11 protein-coding genes are annotated in these 16,728 nt (G+C 63.5%); 4 read left to right on the top strand and 7 right to left on the bottom strand.

Annotated features, from left to right (window positions below; translation table 11 throughout):
- The 6 genes from BRA471DRAFT_RS05850 to BRA471DRAFT_RS05825 all read right to left on the bottom strand — a co-directional run bounded on the left by BRA471DRAFT_RS05850 (position 1) and on the right by BRA471DRAFT_RS05825 (position 8,489).
- Positions 1 to 1,638, bottom strand: coding sequence for an ABC transporter ATP-binding protein (locus BRA471DRAFT_RS05850; protein WP_007605369.1), 1,638 nt, complete (start codon positions 1,636 to 1,638; stop codon positions 1 to 3).
- Positions 1,639 to 1,642: 4 nt separating this feature from the next.
- Positions 1,643 to 2,824: an ABC transporter permease gene (locus tag BRA471DRAFT_RS05845; protein WP_007605367.1), complete on the bottom strand. Its 1,182-nt coding sequence runs from the start codon at positions 2,822 to 2,824 to the stop codon at positions 1,643 to 1,645.
- A complete protein-coding gene (locus BRA471DRAFT_RS05840; protein ID WP_007605353.1) occupies positions 2,824 to 3,933 on the bottom strand; it encodes a microcin C ABC transporter permease YejB in 1,110 nt (369 codons plus the stop codon). Before BRA471DRAFT_RS05840 ends, BRA471DRAFT_RS05845 begins: the two co-directional genes overlap by 1 nt.
- A complete protein-coding gene (locus BRA471DRAFT_RS05835; protein WP_007605352.1) occupies positions 3,930 to 5,810 on the bottom strand; it encodes an extracellular solute-binding protein in 1,881 nt (626 codons plus the stop codon). The genes BRA471DRAFT_RS05840 and BRA471DRAFT_RS05835 overlap by 4 nt, the downstream gene beginning before the upstream one ends.
- 14 nt (positions 5,811 to 5,824) lie before the next feature.
- Positions 5,825 to 7,726, bottom strand: coding sequence for an extracellular solute-binding protein (locus BRA471DRAFT_RS05830; protein WP_007605351.1), 1,902 nt, complete (start codon positions 7,724 to 7,726; stop codon positions 5,825 to 5,827).
- Positions 7,727 to 7,934: 208 nt separating this feature from the next.
- A complete protein-coding gene (locus tag BRA471DRAFT_RS05825; RefSeq protein WP_007605350.1) occupies positions 7,935 to 8,489 on the bottom strand; it encodes a cytochrome c family protein in 555 nt (184 codons plus the stop codon).
- A 218-nt stretch (positions 8,490 to 8,707) separates the two neighbouring features.
- Here BRA471DRAFT_RS05825 and BRA471DRAFT_RS05820 point away from each other — a divergent pair, with 218 nt between their 5' ends.
- Both BRA471DRAFT_RS05820 and BRA471DRAFT_RS05815 read left to right on the top strand, forming a co-directional pair.
- Positions 8,708 to 9,448, top strand: a complete 741-nt coding sequence (locus tag BRA471DRAFT_RS05820; RefSeq protein WP_007605349.1) for a 3-deoxy-manno-octulosonate cytidylyltransferase — start codon at positions 8,708 to 8,710, stop codon at positions 9,446 to 9,448.
- Between the two features lie 21 nt (positions 9,449 to 9,469).
- A complete protein-coding gene (locus tag BRA471DRAFT_RS05815) occupies positions 9,470 to 10,315 on the top strand; it encodes a prephenate dehydratase (RefSeq protein WP_007605348.1) in 846 nt (281 codons plus the stop codon).
- A 45-nt stretch (positions 10,316 to 10,360) separates the two neighbouring features.
- Here the strand turns inward: BRA471DRAFT_RS05815 and BRA471DRAFT_RS05810 are convergent, their stop codons facing one another.
- Positions 10,361 to 11,374 (bottom strand): LLM class flavin-dependent oxidoreductase, encoded by a 1,014-nt coding sequence (locus BRA471DRAFT_RS05810; RefSeq protein ID WP_007605347.1) that lies wholly within the window; start codon positions 11,372 to 11,374, stop codon positions 10,361 to 10,363.
- Between the two features lie 392 nt (positions 11,375 to 11,766).
- On the opposite strand from BRA471DRAFT_RS05810, the gene metF reads away from it, so the two are divergent.
- Entirely contained in the window at positions 11,767 to 12,687 is a 921-nt protein-coding gene (metF, locus tag BRA471DRAFT_RS05805) for a methylenetetrahydrofolate reductase [NAD(P)H] (RefSeq protein WP_007605346.1), read from the top strand.
- A gap of 6 nt (positions 12,688 to 12,693) precedes the next feature.
- Positions 12,694 to 16,557, top strand: a complete 3,864-nt coding sequence (gene metH / locus BRA471DRAFT_RS05800) for a methionine synthase (RefSeq protein ID WP_007605343.1) — start codon at positions 12,694 to 12,696, stop codon at positions 16,555 to 16,557.
- Positions 16,558 to 16,728: the final 171 nt, after the last annotated feature.

The raw sequence follows: 16,728 nt of genomic DNA, 5'->3' as shown, positions 1-16,728 counted from the left end.
CTATGTCGCCGCCGACCCGTTCCCCGCCGTCTCCAGCCGGAACGCCGCCGCAAACAGCGCGCGGGTGTAATCCGTCTTCGGGTTCTTGAAGAGCTCGGCGGCCTGGCCTTCCTCGACCACCTTGCCGCCGCGCATCACGATCAGATGGCTGGCGAGCGAGGCGACGACGCGCAGATCGTGCGAGATGAACATGTAGGTGAGATCGCGACGGCGCTGCAATTCACGCAGCAGATCGACCATTTGCGCCTGAATCAGCATGTCGAGCGCACTGGTTGGCTCGTCCAGCACGACGAAATCCGGCTCCAGCACCACCGCCCGCGCGATGCTGATGCGCTGGCGCTGGCCGCCGGAGAATTCATGCGGATAACGGTGACGGGTATCCGGCTTCAGTCCGACGTCCTCGAGCGCCTTGACGACGCGCTCCTCACGCTCGCCGCGCGAGAGCTGCGGCTGATGCACGGTGAGGCCTTCGGCGACGATGTCGGCGACCGACATGCGCGGGCTGAGCGAGCCGAACGGATCCTGGAACACGATCTGCATGTCGCGCCGGAACGGCCGCATCTCCTTGAAGCGCAGACCCTGGATATCTTTTCCCAGGAACACAATGCGTCCGTTCGAGGAGATCAGCCGCAGCAATGCGAGCCCCAGCGTGGTCTTGCCGGAGCCGGACTCGCCGACGACGCCGAGTGTCTCGCCCTTGCGCACGGCGATGCTGACACCGTCCACCGCCTTGATGTGACCGACCGTCTTGCGCATCAACCCGCGCTTGATCGGAAACCAGACTTTCAGGTCGTCGGCCGACATCACCACTGGCGCGTCCGGCTGCGGCGGCGCCGGATCCGGCTTCGGTTCCGCGGCAAGCAGGTCGCGCGTATAGGGATGCTTCGGGCTTTTGAAGACCTGCTCGACAGGTCCTTGCTCGACGATCTCGCCGCCTTTCATGACGCAGACCTGGTCGGCGATGCGACGCACGATGCCGAGATCGTGGGTGATGAAGAGCAGACTCATGCCGAGCCGGCCGCGGATCTCTGCGAGCAGCGTCAAGATCTGCGCCTGCACGGTGACGTCGAGCGCCGTCGTCGGCTCGTCCGCGATCAGCAGGTCCGGCTCGTTGGCGAGCGCCATCGCGATCATCACGCGCTGGCGCTGGCCACCGGAGAGCTGGTGCGGATAGCTCTTCAGCCGCGTTTCAGGCTCGGGAATGCCGACCTGCGTCAGCAATTCCAGCGTCCGCCTGCGCGCCTCGGCATTGCTGGTCGGATTGTGCAGCTGGATGATCTCGCCGATCTGCGCCTCGATCGTGTGCAGCGGGTTGAGCGAGGTCATCGGCTCCTGGAAGATGATGGAGATGTCGCTGCCGCGAATCTCCCGCATCTCCTGCTCCGACCGGTCGATCAGTTCTTGGCCTTTGAAATGGATGCTGCCCGAGGGATGCGAGGCGTTCGGATAGGGCAGGAGCTTGAGGATCGAGAGCGCGCTGACCGACTTGCCGGAGCCGGACTCGCCGACCAGCGCCACGCACTCGCCGCGCCTGATCTGGAACGAGACCTTGTCGACCGCGAGCGTGGTGACGCCGCCCTGGTGGAAGGCCACCGAGAGCTCGCGCACGCTTAGCAAAGGCTGGTTGATCGCGTCCATTAGCTTACCTGAACGTCTTGCGCGGATCGAAGGCGTCGCGCACGGCCTCGCCGATGAAGATCAAGAGCGACAGCATGATCGCGACCGAGAAGAAGCCGGAGAAACCAAGCCAGGGCGCCTGCACGTTGGACTTGCCCTGCGACAGCAGCTCGCCGAGCGACGGCGAGCCGGGCGGCAGTCCGAACCCCAGGAAATCGAGCGCCGTCAGCGTCATCACCGAACTCGACACGATGAACGGCAGGAACGTCATGGTCGCGACCATCGCGTTCGGCAACAGATGCCGGAACATGATGACCTTGTTCGACACCCCGAGCGCCCGCGCCGCCTGGATGTACTCAAAATTGCGCCCGCGCAGGAATTCCGCGCGCACGAGTCCGACCAGCGACACCCAGGAAAACAACAGCAGGATGCCGAGAAGCACGAAGAAGCCGGGCACCAGCACCGACGACAGGATCAGCAGCAGATAGAGCGATGGAATCGCGGTCCATATCTCGATGAAGCGCTGGAACAACAGGTCGATCCAGCCGCCGAAATAGCCCTGCACCGCGCCGGCCGCGATGCCGACGACGGAAGAGACGATGGTCAGGCAGAGGCCGAACAGCACCGAGATGCGGAAGCCGTAGATCAGCCGCGCGACCACGTCGCGGCCTTGATCGTCGGTGCCGAGCCAGTTGTATTCGAGATCGCGGCAGCTCTTGAGACCCTTCTTCTCGACGACGGGCTTGCACTGCGCTTCCGTCAACATCCATGTCGGCGGCGACGGCGCCGGCGTCGGCAGATCGAGATTGTGGGTGTCGTAGGAATAGCGGATCAGCGGCCAGACGATGCTGCCGCCCTTGTCTCTGATCAGCTTCTGCAAATAGGGATCGCGATAGTCGGCCGCCGTTTCGAAGTCGCCGCCAAAAGTGGTTTCCGAATAGGTGACGACGGACGGCCAATAGAGGTGGCCATCATATTTGATCAGGAACGGCCGGTCGTTGGCGATCAGCTCGGCGAACAGCGACACCACAAACAGGATCAGGAAGATCCAGAACGACCAATAACCGCGCCGGTTCGCCTTGAAATTCTGCCATCGGCGTCTGTTGAGCGGCGATGGCACGAACGGTTTGCGCGTGATCGGCACGGCATTGCCGAGCGGCGACTTCGCAGTGGTTTCGATCGGCGTGGTGGGGGCAGCCAGCGTCATCAGACCTCCCGCGCCTCGAAATCGATTCGCGGATCGATCCACATATAGGTCAGGTCAGAGATCAGGTTGATCACGAGGCCGACGAGCGAAAAGATGAAGAGCGTACCGAACACCACGGGATAGTCGCGGTTGAGAACGCTCTCGAAACTGAGTAGTCCCAGCCCGTCCAGCGAGAAGATGGTCTCGATCAGAAGCGAGCCCGAGAAGAAGGCGTGAATGAAGGTGCTGGGAAAGCCGGCGATGACGATCAGCATCGCGTTGCGGAAGACATGACCATAGAGCACCCGGTTCTCGCTGCAGCCTTTCGCCCGCGCGGTCATCACATATTGCTTGCGGATCTCATCCAGAAACGAGTTCTTGGTCAGGAACGTCATGGTGGTGAACGCACCGAGCCCCATGGCGATCAGCGGCAGCGTCAAATGCCAGAAGTAATCGATGATCTTCCAGTACCACGGAAACTGCGACCAGCCGTCTGACGTCAGTCCGCGCAGTGGGAACCAGTTGAAGAACGAACCGCCGGCAAACAGGATGATCAGGAGGATCGCGAACAGGAAGCCGGGTATGGCATAGCCGAGCACGAGCACGCTCGACGTCCAGGTGTCGAAGCGCGTCCCGTCCCTCACCGCCTTGCGGATGCCGAGCGGAATCGAGATCAGGTAGGTCAGCAGCGTCAGCCAGATGCCGAGCGAGATCGAGACCGGCAACTTCTCCTTGACGAGCTGCAGGACGCTGACGTCGCGAAAATAGCTCTTGCCAAAATCGAAGCGAGCGAAGTTCCAGACCATCAGCGCGAAGCGCTCCGGGGCCGGCTTGTCGAAGCCGAACTGCACTTCCAGCTTCTTGATGAAATCGGGATCGAGGCCTTGCGCGCCGCGATATTTCGAATTGATGGCGTCACCGCCGGCCCCCAGCTGCCCCGGGGCGCGCTGCGCAAAGTCGCTGCCGCCGGAAATGCGCGAGGTGCCGCCGGTGTCGGCGCCCGAGAGCTGCGCGATCACGCGCTCGACCGGCCCGCCCGGCGCGAACTGCACGACGATGAAGGAGACGAAGAGGATCCCGAGCAAGGTCGGGATCATCAGCAGGATGCGGCGGGCGATATAGGCGCTCATGGCTGCTTCGCCTGCTCGAGCCTAGCGGCCTTGCCGCCATCGTACCACCAGATATCGGGGGCGCCGACGCCGTTGGCATAACGCGGCAGCTTCTGCGGACGGCCGAATTGGTCCCAATAAGCAAGCCGGTGCGTCTTGTTATACCATTGCGGCACCCAATAACGGCCGGCTCGGAACAGGCGGTCGAAGGCGCGGCAGGCGACGGTCAATTCCTCGCGGCTGTCGGCCGCCATGATATTCTCGATCATGGCATCGATGGCCGGACTGGCGACGCCCGCGAGATTGTACGAGCCCTTGGTTGCCGCGACCTGCGACGAGAAGAAGGAGCGCATGGCATCGCCCGGCGTGGCCGACATGCTGAAGCGCTGGATGGTCAGATCGAAGTCGAAATCTTCCTGGCGCGCCTTGTGTTGCACGGCATCGACGAGACGCACGCTCGCTTCGATGCCGAGCGTCGCGAGATTCTTGATGTAGGGTCCATGGTGCGGCTGGAACGAAGGCTCATCCAACAGGAATTCGATCCTGAAGATCTCGCCATTTGGCAGCACCCGCTTGCCCTCCTTGATCGGCAGGCCGGCGTCGCTAAGCAATTGCTGCGCCTTGCGCAACAGGCTGCGATCCTGCCCGGAGCCGTCGGAGACGGGCGGCGTGAACGGTGCGACGAACACCTCGTCGGGAACCTGGCCGCGAAACGGCTCCAGCAGCTTCAGCTCTTCCGGCGGCGGAGGCCCGTCGCTCGCCATGAGGTCCGAGTTCTGAAATGGCGACACCGTGCGGGCATAAGCACCGTACATGATGGTCTTATTGGTCCACTCGAAATCGAAGGCGTCGATCAATGCCTCGCGCACGCGAGGATCCCTGAACTTGTCGCGCCGCGTGTTGATGAACCATCCTTGCGCGCCGGAGGGCGTGTCGTCGGGCACGACCTCCATCTTGACGCGACCGTCCTTCACGGCAGGAAAATCATAACGCGTCGCCCAGAGGCGGGAGGTGAACTCCTCGCGGTAGAGATAGTTCTTGCCGGTGAAACCCTCGAAGGCGACATCGCGGTCGCGGTAGAATTCGTAGCGCACGACGTCGAAATTGTAGCTGCCACGACAGGGGGGCAGATCAGTAGCCCACCAGTCCTTCACCCGCTCGTATTCGATGTAGCGATTGACCTCGAACTTGCCGACCTTGTACGGCCCCGAACCCAGGGGGATCTCCAGAGACGTTTCGTCGAACGGACGGGAGGCATAGTAGGCTTTCGAGAAGATCGGCAGCCCCGCGACATAGAGTGGCACGTCGCGCGCGCGTCCCTTGGCGAAGGTCACAACAAGCGTCGCGGCGTCAATCGCTTCCGCGCTGACCATGTCGCGCATCTGCACGATGATCAGCGGATGGCCTTTCGTCTTCAGCGACGTCAGCGAAAACGCCGCATCGTGAGCAGTGAGCTTGGTGCCGTCATGGAATTTCGCCTCGGGCCGCATGGTGAAGTGATAAACCAGCCTGTCTGCCGATATCTTTACAGACTTGGCGGCAAGCCCGTACATCCCGTCCGGTTCGTCATAGGCGCGCAGCATCAGCGGCGCAAAGGTCATGTCCATGCCCTGCGCGCCATCGCCTTTGAGGATGAAGGCATTGAGCGAGTTGAAGGTCTGGTAGGACTGGTTGTAGGCGCGCACGGACGGGATAAGCGAGAAAGTGCCGCCCTTCGGCGCGTCAACATTGACGTAGTCGAAGTGATGGAAGTCGGCGGAATATTTGAGGTCGCCGAAGGCCGACATGCCGTGGGCCTCGGCAGGCATCTCGGACGCTGCCGCACCCCGGAGCCAGCCGGCGCTGAACGCGCCACCGGCACCCAAGGCCAGCACATGCCGGCGTGAAAGCTGCGCCATGCGAGAAATGTCCTTCACGACTTCTTTGCGATCCGCGCCGCCTTGTCCGCGTCGTACCACCAGATGAACGGAAAGCCGGACTGACCGTATTTGGGCAACTCCGCCGGCCGGCCGAACCGATCCCAGCGCGCGGTGCGGACTTTCGTATAAGTCCACTGCGGTACGACGTAGTGATTCCACAGCAGCACGCGGTCGAGTGCCTTGGTTGCCGCGACGAGATCGTCGCGACCCTTGGCGTAGATCACCCGCTCGATCAGCTTGTCGACCGCCGGATTCTTGATGCCGGTAATGTTGCGCGAACCCGCGATGTCGGCCGTCTTCGACGACCAGAATTCGCGCTGCTCGTTGCCCGGCGACTGCGACTCGCCCCAGGAGTTGGTGACGATGTCGAAATCCCACTCGCGCGTCCTGTTCTCGTACTGGGTGGGATCCACCGTCCGCACGCTGACGGCAATGCCGAGCCGTTCCAGCGACGGCTTGTAGAACAGCGTGATCCGCTCGAAGCTCGGATCCGAGTTCAACAATTCCAAGGAGAACTGCGTGCCGGTCTTCACGTCGACCAGCTTGCGGTCGCGCACCTCATAGCCGGCTTCCTTGAACAGCCGCAGCGCCTCGCGCAGATTGTCGCGCACGGCTTCCGGACTGCCGCCGACCGGGTTGGTATAGGCCGTGGTGAAGACTTCGGGCGGGACCTCGGCGCGGACCGTATCGAGAATCTCGAGCTCTTTTCCCTGCGGCAGCCCGGTCGCCATCAGCTCATCGATGCCGTCGAAATAACTGCTGATACGCTTGTACTGGCCGTAGAAGATCTGCTTGTTCATCTCCTCGAAGTCGAACGCGTAATTGAGCGCACGTCGCACGCGCGGATCTTTGAACTTGGCGCGGCGCAGGTTCGGCACGAAGGCCTGCATGACGCCCGAGCTGCGATTGGCGAACTCCTCGAGAATCACGCGCTTGTCGGTGACGGCCGGGAAGTCGTAGGCCGTCGCCCAATTTTTCGCGCTGTTCTCGGTGCGCCAATCGACCTGATCGGCCTTGAACGCCTCGATCGCCACGGTAGCGTCGCGGAAATACTCATAGCGCAGCTCGTCGAAATTATTACGGCCCACATTGACCGCGAGGTCGCGCCCCCAATAATCCTTGACGCGCTCCAGCACGATCGACCGTCCGGCAACGAATTCCTTGACCCTGTAGGGGCCCGAACCCAGCGGCACTTCGAGCGTGGTGGCGGAGACATCGCGCTTGCGGCCCTGCGCATCCGTGCCCTCCCACCAATGCTTCGGCAGGACCGTGAGCTGCCCGACGATCTGCGGCAATTCGCGATTGCCCGGCGCGTCGAACACGAATTTTACCTCGCGCTCCCCGACCTTCTCGGCTTTCACCACATGGCTGTAATAGGCCGAGTACATCGGGTGGTGCTTCTTGAAGGAATCCAGCGAGAAGATCACGTCGTCCGCGGTAACAGGCTTGCCGTCATGCCATTTGGCTTGCGGCCGCAAGCGGTAGGTCACGAACGAGAAATCATCCGGATGGCTGACGGCCTCGGCCAGCGCGCCGTATTCGGTCGAGACTTCGTCGAGCGCGGCCGTCGTGAGGGATTCGTAGATGAATGCTACGGCACCGGCGACTTGCCCCTTCACACCGGAGACGACGATGTTGAAATTGTCGAATGTGCCGACGGCGATCTGGCGTGCGACGCCGCCTTTTGGCGCTTCCGGATTGACGTAGTCGAAGCGCTTGAAGTCCGCTGGGTATTTGACCTGTCCGAACAGCGACAGCGCGTGTCGCCAGGTGGGCTCGCCGGCGGATTGCGCGTGTGCCGCGCCGACGCCGGGAAGACCCCCTACGGAACCAAGGGCGGGGAGCGTTGCGGCAGCAGTGCCAGTGAGCAGGAGATCGCGTCGGGTAAGGGCCAAATCAACATTCCTGTCTTGAAGGAGGCTACTCCTTTAAGTTCCCAATATAGGCGAGGTTTCGACGGAATATGTTGCTTTTTCCTCATCTTGGAAGGCCGGCTGGCTGATGGCTGCGGCCAAACGCCCCGATAACAACGCCGCGAGGCCCGGATAAGCAAACGGCCAGGCTTTTCAGCCTGGCCGCTACGAAGATCGAAGTCGATAGGCCTTACTTCGCCGCGGTGGGCAGCGGCTTCGGGCTGTCGGAGAGACTGTTCAGGTAAGCGATCACGTCGGCGCGCTCGCTATCCTTCGGAATGCCGGCAAAGCCCATCGCCGTGCCCGGCACAGCCGCCTTGGGGTTGGCGATGAACTTGTTGAGCGCATCGAAGTCCCAGGTGCCGCCCTTGGCCTTCATCGCGGCCGAGAAGTTGAAGCCACCGCGGCCCTCGCCAACATGGTCGCCGACAACGCCGTAGAGGTTCGGACCGACACGGTTCGGGCCGCCCTTCTCGAAGGTGTGGCAGGCGCCGCACTTCTTGGCGGCGGAGGCGCCCTTCTCGACCGAGGCGGTCTGGAGCAGCTTTTCGATCGGTTCGGCGGCTGTGGGGGCAGCGCCGCCTTCCTTGCCGTGACCGGCGTCTTCCTTCACCGCGATCTCGAAGCCCGGCTTTTCCGGCATCTTGGGCGAGAACAACGCCTGGGCGGTGAAGCTCGTCACCAGCAGAAGGAGACATGTGCCAAGCACGGCACCGAGAATCTTGTTCAGTTCGAAAGAGTCCATTTCCGGCAAGGCCCCACACCGCAAGAAGGATCGAGCGGCCCAATGCGGCCGCCAGGACGAGACTCGGAGAATCAACGTTCCTTACTGTTTCCCCGAGTTTTGCCATTGAGATATCGGTTTGCCCGGGGTCTGGCAACCCGTATAAGCGAGCGGGCTTCACGCCCGTCCCCACCCCATTTCTCGGCGCGGAAAACGCCCCGTTTCCAGGCCCTTGAACCATGATCGATCCCCGCATCCTGGTGCTAATTCCGGCCCGCATGGCCGCCACCCGCCTGCCCGGCAAGCCGCTCGCCGATATCGCGGGGCAGCCGATGATCGTGCACGTGATGCGCCGCGCCGAGGCCGCCGGCATAGGTCGGGTCGCGGTCGCAACCGACACCGCGGAGATCGCGTCCGTCGTGACCGCCAATGGCGGCGAGGCGGTGATGACCCGCCCGGAGCACCCGTCCGGCTCCGATCGCATCCACGAGGCCATGCAGAAGCTCGATCCGGACGGCAAGGCCGAAATCGTGGTCAATCTGCAGGGCGATTTCCCGACCATCACGATCGACAACATCCGCGAGGTGCTGCCGCCGCTGCAAGACCCTGACGTGGATATCGCGACGCTGGCTTCGCAGATCCATACGGAGGAGGAGGACCTCGCGCCGAGCGTCGTGAAGGCGATCGGGACCTCGCTCGGCGGCAGACGCATGCGCGCACTTTATTTCACCCGCGCAACGGCGCCGACCGGCGACGGGCCGCGTTACCACCATATCGGCCTCTACGCCTATCGCCGCGCCGCGCTGGAGCGCTACGTCCGGCTTCCGCCTTCGCCGCTGGAACTGCAGGAGAAGCTCGAGCAGCTCCGGGCGCTCGAGGCCGGAATGCGCATCGACTTCACCATCGTCGATACCGTGCCCCGCGGGGTCGACACGCCGGCGGACCTGGAAACGGCCCGCAGCATCCTTTCCAAATCCTGAGCCGCTGTTACAAGACCGAGCATGAGCAAGCTGAAAATCGCATTCCAGGGCGAGCCTGGCGCCAATTCCCACATCGCCATCGTCGAGGCCTATCCTGACGCCGAGCCGATGCCCTGCGCCACCTTCGAGGACGCCTTGTCGGCGATCTCGTCGGGCGAAGCCGACCTCGGTATGATCCCGATCGAGAATTCGGTCGCGGGCCGCGTCGCCGACATCCATCATTTGCTGCCGGCCTCCGGCCTCTTCATCATCGGCGAATGGTTTCTGCCGGTCCGGCATCAGCTGATGGCGGTGAAGGGGACCAGGCTCGAAGACATCAAGAGCGTCGAGAGCCATGTGCACGCGCTCGGTCAATGCCGGCGCATCATTCGCAAGCTCGGCATCAAGCCGATCGTGCACGCCGACACCGCCGGCAGCGCCCGCGACATTTCCGAGCGCAACGACAAGACCGTGGCTGCGATCGCCTCGCGCCTCGCCGCAAAAATCTACGGCCTCGACATTTTGGCCGAGGACATCGAGGACGAGGCCCATAACACCACGCGCTTCGTGCTGCTCGCGCGCGAACCGAAATGGGCCGCACAGGGCTCCGGTCCGCTGGTCACGACTTTTGTATTCCGGGTGCGCAATTTGCCGGCCGCGCTCTACAAGGCGCTCGGTGGCTTTGCCACCAACGGCGTCAACATGACCAAGCTCGAGAGCTACATGGTCGACGGCAATTTCTTCGCCACCCAATTTTACGCCGACGTCGACGGCCACCCCGAGGACAAGGGCCTCGCGTTCGCGATCGAGGAGCTGAAATTCTTCTCACGCGAATTCCGCATCGTCGGCGTGTATCCGGGTCACCCGTTCCGCGCGACGATGGAGTAGTTTCGCGTCCCGGGCGCGCGAAGCGCGAGCCGGGGCACGAGAGCTTTATCCGACCGCCTTAAGCCCGAACGCCTCCGCCAGCAGCGAATACGATTTCTTGCGTGCCTCGTGATCATACACAGCGGTGATCACCATCAACTCGTCCGGCTTGCTCGCGTCGATCAGTGGCTGGAGCGTCTTCCGCACGGTTGCAGGGCTGCCGACGAACAGGCGCGAGCGGTTGCGCTGGATCGAGGTGCGCTCCGAGTCGGTATAGGGATAGGCCAGCGCCTCCTCGACGCTCGGCAGTGGAAGATACTGGCCGCGGTCGCGGCGCAGGCGGTTGAGGTCGAAAGACGCGGCGAGCTTTTCGGCTTCGTCATCCGTATCGGCCGTGATGACGGCGACCGCGAGGATCGCGCGCGGGATCGCGCTCCAGGCCGAGGGCTGAAAACGATTGCGATAATGCACCATCGCATCGATCGCATCATGGGACGCAAAATGATGGGCGAATGCGAAGCCCATGCCGACCTGCGCAGCGAGCTCCGACGAATAATCGCTGGAGCCGAGCAGCCAGATCGGCGGCAACGGCGTATCGTCGGGCATCGCGACGACATTGTGGTAGGGATGGCCCGAGGGAAATTCACGGGTCTGCCACAGGATCAATTCGTGCAGTCGCTCGAGGAAATCGTCGCCTTCGCGACGGTCGAGCCGGCTGCGCAGCGCATAGGCCGTGGCACCGTCGGTGCCGGGGGCGCGGCCGAGGCCGAGATCGATGCGGCCGGGAAACAACGCCTCCAGCATCTTGAAGCGCTCGGCCACGACCAGCGGCGCGTGATTGGGCAGCATCACGCCGCCGGAGCCGACGCGAATGTGCTTGGTCACCGCCGCGATCTGCCCGATCATCACGTCGGGCGCCGGACTCGCGACGGAGGCGAGGTTGTGATGCTCGGCGAGCCAGTAGCGGACATAGCCGAGTCCGTCGACATGGCGCGCCAGGTCGATGCTGTTGCGCAGCGCCGCGGCGGGCTTTGTGCCAGTTGTGACGACGGAGAGGTCGAGGACTGAGAGCGGGATCATGGCGCGCTAACGTAGTGGAGAGCGGCGCAGCGGCAATGGGCAGGGCGCGCAGGTCTGACGTGCAGGCCGCGGGCTCGCGCGCCTTCGCCGCAGCGTTGGGACAGTGACCGCGCCGATAGTATGACTTTCATATTGCCCACGGATAAATTTGCACCGAACAAGCCTCCATCTTATGTTATCTACCTGATGTAACGTATAATTTATTCTAGACCGGCCTTCCCACCTCGACCTCTGACCTCACACGTTTTTTAATCGATGTGCAGAAAGTGGGCAATTTCCCATCTCTGATGGGCTGTCGAGTGCGGCCGTTTTGGCTTATCTTAGCCTCTCCCAATCTAGACCTGACCGCCGGCCGCCAACGACCCGGCGAGCCCTTGGAGTGAGTGGTGCCCATGACTGACGTGACGACGACTGCCCATACCGACGGGCAAGACGGGCACCTGAAGCGGCCTGCGATTTCCTTCGAGTTCTTTCCGCCCAAGACCGAAGATATGGAGCGCAATCTCTGGGACACCATCAACCGGCTGGCCCCGCTCGACCCGAAATTCGTCTCGGTCACCTATGGCGCCGGCGGCTCGACCCGTGAGCGCACCCACTCGACCATCTCGCGCATCCTCAAGGAGACCGCGCTGCTGCCGGCCGCGCACCTGACCTGCGTCGGCGCCTCGCGCGGGGAGATCGACGAGATCGTCGACCGCTATCACGAGGTCGGCGTCCGCCACATCGTGGCCTTGCGCGGCGATCCCGCGGGCGGCATCGGCACGGCCTATTCCAGCCATCCCGATGGCTACCAGAGCTCCGCCGACCTCGTCGCCGGCATCAAGAAGCGGCACGGCGATATCGAGGTGTCGGTCTCGGCGTACCCTGAGAAGCACCCCGACGCGCGCGACTTCGACGATGACATCGACACGCTGCAGGCCAAGGTCGATGCGGGTGCGACCCGTGCGATCACGCAGGTGTTCTTCGATAACGACCTCTACTTCCGCTATCTCGACCGCGTCCGCGCGCGCGGGATCAACATTCCGATCGTGCCGGGCATCATGCCCATGCATAATTTCAAGCAGGCTCGCAATTTCGTCACCCGCAACGGCACCTCCGTGCCGGACTGGTTCGCGGCGAAATTCGAGGGCCTCGATGAAGACGCCGAGACCCGCAAGCTGGTGGCGGCCACCGTCGCCGCCGGCCAGGTGCAGAAGCTGGCGAAGCACGGCGTCGACACCTTCCATTTCTACACCATGAACCGCGCCGATCTCGTGTTCGCGATCAGCCATTTGCTCGGCATCCGCGCCAAGAGCGCGCAGAAGGCGGCTTAAGACACCATGACCGTATCCACCTCTCCCAAGCGAACCGCCCTGCTCGACGCCGCGCGTGAGCGCATTCTCGTGCTCGACGGCGCCATGGGGACGATGATCCAGAACCTCCAGTTCGACGAAGCCGCCTTCCGCGGCGAGCGCTTCAAGAGCTTCCATCGCGATCTGCGCGGCAACAACGACCTCCTGATCCTGACCCAGCCGCAGGCGATCGAGGACATCCACGCCGCCTATTTGCGGGCCGGCGCCGACATCGTCGCCACCAACACCTTCTCCACGACCTCGATTGCCCAGGCCGATTACGATCTCGCCGACATCGTCTACGAGATGGCGCGCGAAGGCGCCCGCCTGGCCGGCAACGCCGCACGCCGCGTCGAGGCCGAGGACGGCAAGCCGCGCTTCGTCGCCGGCGCCATCGGACCGACCAACCGCACCGCCTCGATCTCGCCCGACGTCTCCAATCCCGGCTACCGCGCCGTCACATTCGACGATCTGCGCAAATCCTATGGCGAGCAGATCAATGGCATGCTCGACGGCGGCGTCGATCTGCTGCTGGTCGAGACCATCTTCGACACGCTGAACGCCAAGGCGGCGCTCTACGCGATCGCCGAGATCACGGAAGAACGCGGCATCGACATGCCCGTGATGGTGTCGGGCACCATCACCGACAAGTCCGGCCGCCTGCTGTCCGGCCAGTTGCCGGAAGCGTTCTGGCATTCGGTGCAGCACGCCAGGCCCGTCACCATCGGCTTCAACTGCGCGCTCGGCGCGAAAGATCTGCGCGCGCATATCGCCGACATCGGCCGCGTCGCCGATACGCTTGTTTGTGCCTATCCCAATGCCGGCCTGCCCAACGAGTTCGGCCAATATGACGAGACGCCGGAATACATGGCCCGCCTGGTCGGCGAGTTCGCGCGCGATGGCCTCGTCAACATCGTCGGCGGCTGCTGCGGCACCACGCCGGACCATATCGCGGCGATTGCGGCTGCGGTCGCGCCGCACAAGCCGCGCATCGTGCCGGAAATCGAACCTCGCTTGCGGCTCTCCGGCCTCGAGCCGTTCATCCTGACCGACGCCATTCCCTTCGTGAACGTCGGCGAGCGCACCAACGTCACCGGCTCCGCCCGCTTCCGCAAGCTGGTCACCGCCGGCGACTACACTGCCGCGCTGCAGGTCGCCCGCGACCAGGTCGAGAACGGCGCGCAGATCATCGACGTCAACATGGACGAGGGGCTTCTGGACTCGGAAGCCGCGATGGTGACCTTCCTCAACCTCGTCGCCGCCGAGCCCGACATCGCCCGCGTCCCCGTCATGGTCGATTCCTCGAAATTCTCCGTGATCGAGGCCGGCCTGAAATGCGTGCAGGGCAAGCCGGTCGTCAATTCGATCTCCATGAAGGAAGGCGAGGACAAGTTCATTCACGAGGCCAAGGTCGCCCGCCGTCACGGCGCGGCTGTCGTGGTGATGGCGTTCGACGAGGTCGGCCAGGCCGATACGTTCGCCCGCAAGACCGAGATCTGCAAGCGCGCCTACGACATCCTTGTGAACCGCGTCGGCTTCCCGCCGGAAGACATCATCTTCGATCCGAATATCTTCGCGATCGCAACCGGCATCGAGGAACACAACAATTACGGCGTCGACTTCATCGAGGCTACGCGCTGGATCCGCAAGAATCTGCCGGGTGCGCATATCTCGGGCGGTGTGTCCAATTTGTCGTTCTCGTTCCGCGGCAACGAGCCGGTGCGCGAGGCCATGCACTCGGTGTTCCTGTATCACGCCATCAAGGCCGGCATGGACATGGGCATCGTCAACGCCGGGCAGATGATCGTCTATGACGACATCGATCCCGAATTGCGCCAGGTGTGCGAGGACGTCATCCTCAACCGCGACCCCGGTGCGTCCGAGCGTCTGCTGGCGCTCGCGGAGCGATTCCGCGGCAACAAGACCCAGACCAAGGAAGCCGATCTCGCCTGGCGCGAATGGCCGGTGGCGAAGCGGCTGTCGCACGCCCTGGTGCATGGGATCACCGAGTTCATCGAGCAGGATACCGAGGAGGCCCGCAAGGCCTCCAAGCGCCCGCTCGACGTGATCGAGGGCCCGCTGATGGCCGGCATGAACGTGGTCGGCGACCTCTTCGGCGATGGCAAGATGTTCCTGCCGCAGGTGGTGAAGTCGGCACGCGTGATGAAGCAGGCTGTCGCCTGGCTGATGCCGTTCATGGAAGAGGAGAAGGCGCGCAATCTCGCCAACGGCATCGGCACGGAAGGCTCCTCGTCCGCCGGCAAGATCGTGCTCGCGACCGTCAAGGGCGACGTCCACGACATCGGCAAGAACATCGTCGGCATCGTGCTCCAGTGCAACAATTACGAGGTGATCGACCTCGGCGTGATGGTGCCCGCAGCCAAGATCGTCGAGACCGTGAAGGCGGAGAAGGCCGACATCGTCGGACTGTCCGGCCTGATCACGCCCTCGCTCGACGAGATGGCGTTTTTCGCCGGCGAATTGCAGCGCGAAGGCCTCAAGCTGCCGCTCTTGATCGGCGGCGCCACCACGAGCCGCGTGCATACCGCGGTCAAGATCGACCCGAGCTATCGCGCCGGTCCCGTCGTGCATGTCAACGACGCCAGCCGTGCGGTCGGCGTCGCCTCCGCGCTGCTGTCGCCCGAGAGGCGCGAGGCCTATGCCGCCGAAGTGCGTGCCGAGTACGCAAAGATTTCGGACGCGCATATGCGCGCCCAGGCCGACAAGAAGCGGCTGAAGCTGGCGACCGCCCGCGCCAACCGCGTGCCGGTCGATTTTGCCGCCAACAAGCCGGTGAAGCCGACCTTCCTCGGCACCAGGAGCTTCGACGACTACGATCTCGCCGAGCTGGTGCCCTATATCGACTGGACGCCGTTCTTCCAGACCTGGGAGCTCGCCGGGCGCTTCCCCGCCATCCTTAACGATGTCAAGGTCGGCGAAGTCGCGCGCTCGCTCTACGACGACGCGCGAAAGATGCTCGACCTGATCGTCAAGGAGAAATGGTTCCGCGCGCGGGCCACCGTCGGCTTCTGGCCCGCCAATGCGCAGGGCGACGACATCGTGCTCTATGCCGACGAGAGCCGGACCAGGACGATCGCGACGCTGCACACGCTGCGCCAGCAGCTCGAGAAGCGCGAGGGCCGTTTCAACGCCGCACTCGCCGACTTCGTCGCGCCTGCCGGCACCGGCGTGCCCGATTATGTCGGCGGCTTCGTCGTCACCGCCGGCATCGGCGAGGATGTGGTCGCCGACCGTTTCAAGATGGCCAATGACGACTATTCCTCGATCCTGTGCAAGGCGCTGGCCGACCGCCTTGCGGAGGCCTTCGCCGAGCGCATGCATGCCCGCGTCCGCCGCGAGTTCTGGGCCTATGCGCCGGACGAGACGCTCTCGACCGACGATCTGATCCTCGAAAAGTATCAGGGCATCCGTCCCGCCCCCGGCTACCCCGCGCAGCCCGATCACACCGAGAAGGCGACGCTGTTCGAACTGCTCGACGCCGAGAACACCGCCGGCGTGAAGCTGACCGAGAGCTTTGCGATGTGGCCGGGCTCTTCCGTGTCGGGGCTCTATCTCGCCAATCCCGAGAGCTATTATTTCGGCGTCGGCAAGATCGAGCGCGATCAGGTCGAGGACTATGCTGCGCGCAAGGGCATGAGCCTCGCCGAGGCCGAGCGCTGGCTCGCGCCGATCCTGAACTACATCCCGGCGCGAGAGAGCGCGAGCGACAAGGCGGCGTTCGCGGCAACACCGGCCAACGACGAAACGTCGAAGGAGCTTGCCTCGCATCCGCCGGGCTGCACCTGCGCGGTGCACCTGGTCTGGCAGAAGAAGCGTGCGGGGGCGGGTTAGGCGCCCTCCAAACAAAAAAGCGAAAATCAACCCCATGCACAGTAGGCATGGGGTTGAAGATGCTCGATAATTTTCGGTCTTGCCGAAATGACTTGCGGCGTCGGGCAAAACACCTGTAACATTCCATCATTGCCGACCGCGTCCGTTTGATACTCGCTGCCTCGTCCGCCG

Origin of the sequence: Bradyrhizobium sp. WSM471 (assembly GCF_000244915.1) — a bacterium.
In the GTDB taxonomy this organism is placed as follows: Bacteria; Pseudomonadota; Alphaproteobacteria; order Rhizobiales; family Xanthobacteraceae; genus Bradyrhizobium.
The sequence above is the reverse complement of the archived record's forward strand: the minus strand, read 5'-3'. Positions and strand labels throughout refer to the sequence as shown.

Excerpts from the sequence above, each read along its gene's own strand:
- BRA471DRAFT_RS05835 (WP_007605352.1), bottom strand. The coding sequence starts at position 5,810 with ATGGCGCAGCTTTCACGCCGGCATGTGCTGGCCTTGGGTGCCGGTGGC.
- BRA471DRAFT_RS05845 (WP_007605367.1), bottom strand. The coding sequence starts at position 2,824 with ATGACGCTGGCTGCCCCCACCACGCCGATCGAAACCACTGCGAAGTCG.
- metH (WP_007605343.1), top strand. The coding sequence starts at position 12,694 with ATGACCGTATCCACCTCTCCCAAGCGAACCGCCCTGCTCGACGCCGCG.
- BRA471DRAFT_RS05850 (WP_007605369.1), bottom strand. The coding sequence starts at position 1,638 with ATGGACGCGATCAACCAGCCTTTGCTAAGCGTGCGCGAGCTCTCGGTG.
- BRA471DRAFT_RS05820 (WP_007605349.1), top strand. The coding sequence starts at position 8,708 with ATGATCGATCCCCGCATCCTGGTGCTAATTCCGGCCCGCATGGCCGCC.
- BRA471DRAFT_RS05810 (WP_007605347.1), bottom strand. The coding sequence starts at position 11,374 with ATGATCCCGCTCTCAGTCCTCGACCTCTCCGTCGTCACAACTGGCACA.
- metF (WP_007605346.1), top strand. The coding sequence starts at position 11,767 with ATGACTGACGTGACGACGACTGCCCATACCGACGGGCAAGACGGGCAC.
- BRA471DRAFT_RS05840 (WP_007605353.1), bottom strand. The coding sequence starts at position 3,933 with ATGAGCGCCTATATCGCCCGCCGCATCCTGCTGATGATCCCGACCTTG.
- BRA471DRAFT_RS05815 (WP_007605348.1), top strand. The coding sequence starts at position 9,470 with ATGAGCAAGCTGAAAATCGCATTCCAGGGCGAGCCTGGCGCCAATTCC.
- BRA471DRAFT_RS05825 (WP_007605350.1), bottom strand. The coding sequence starts at position 8,489 with ATGGACTCTTTCGAACTGAACAAGATTCTCGGTGCCGTGCTTGGCACA.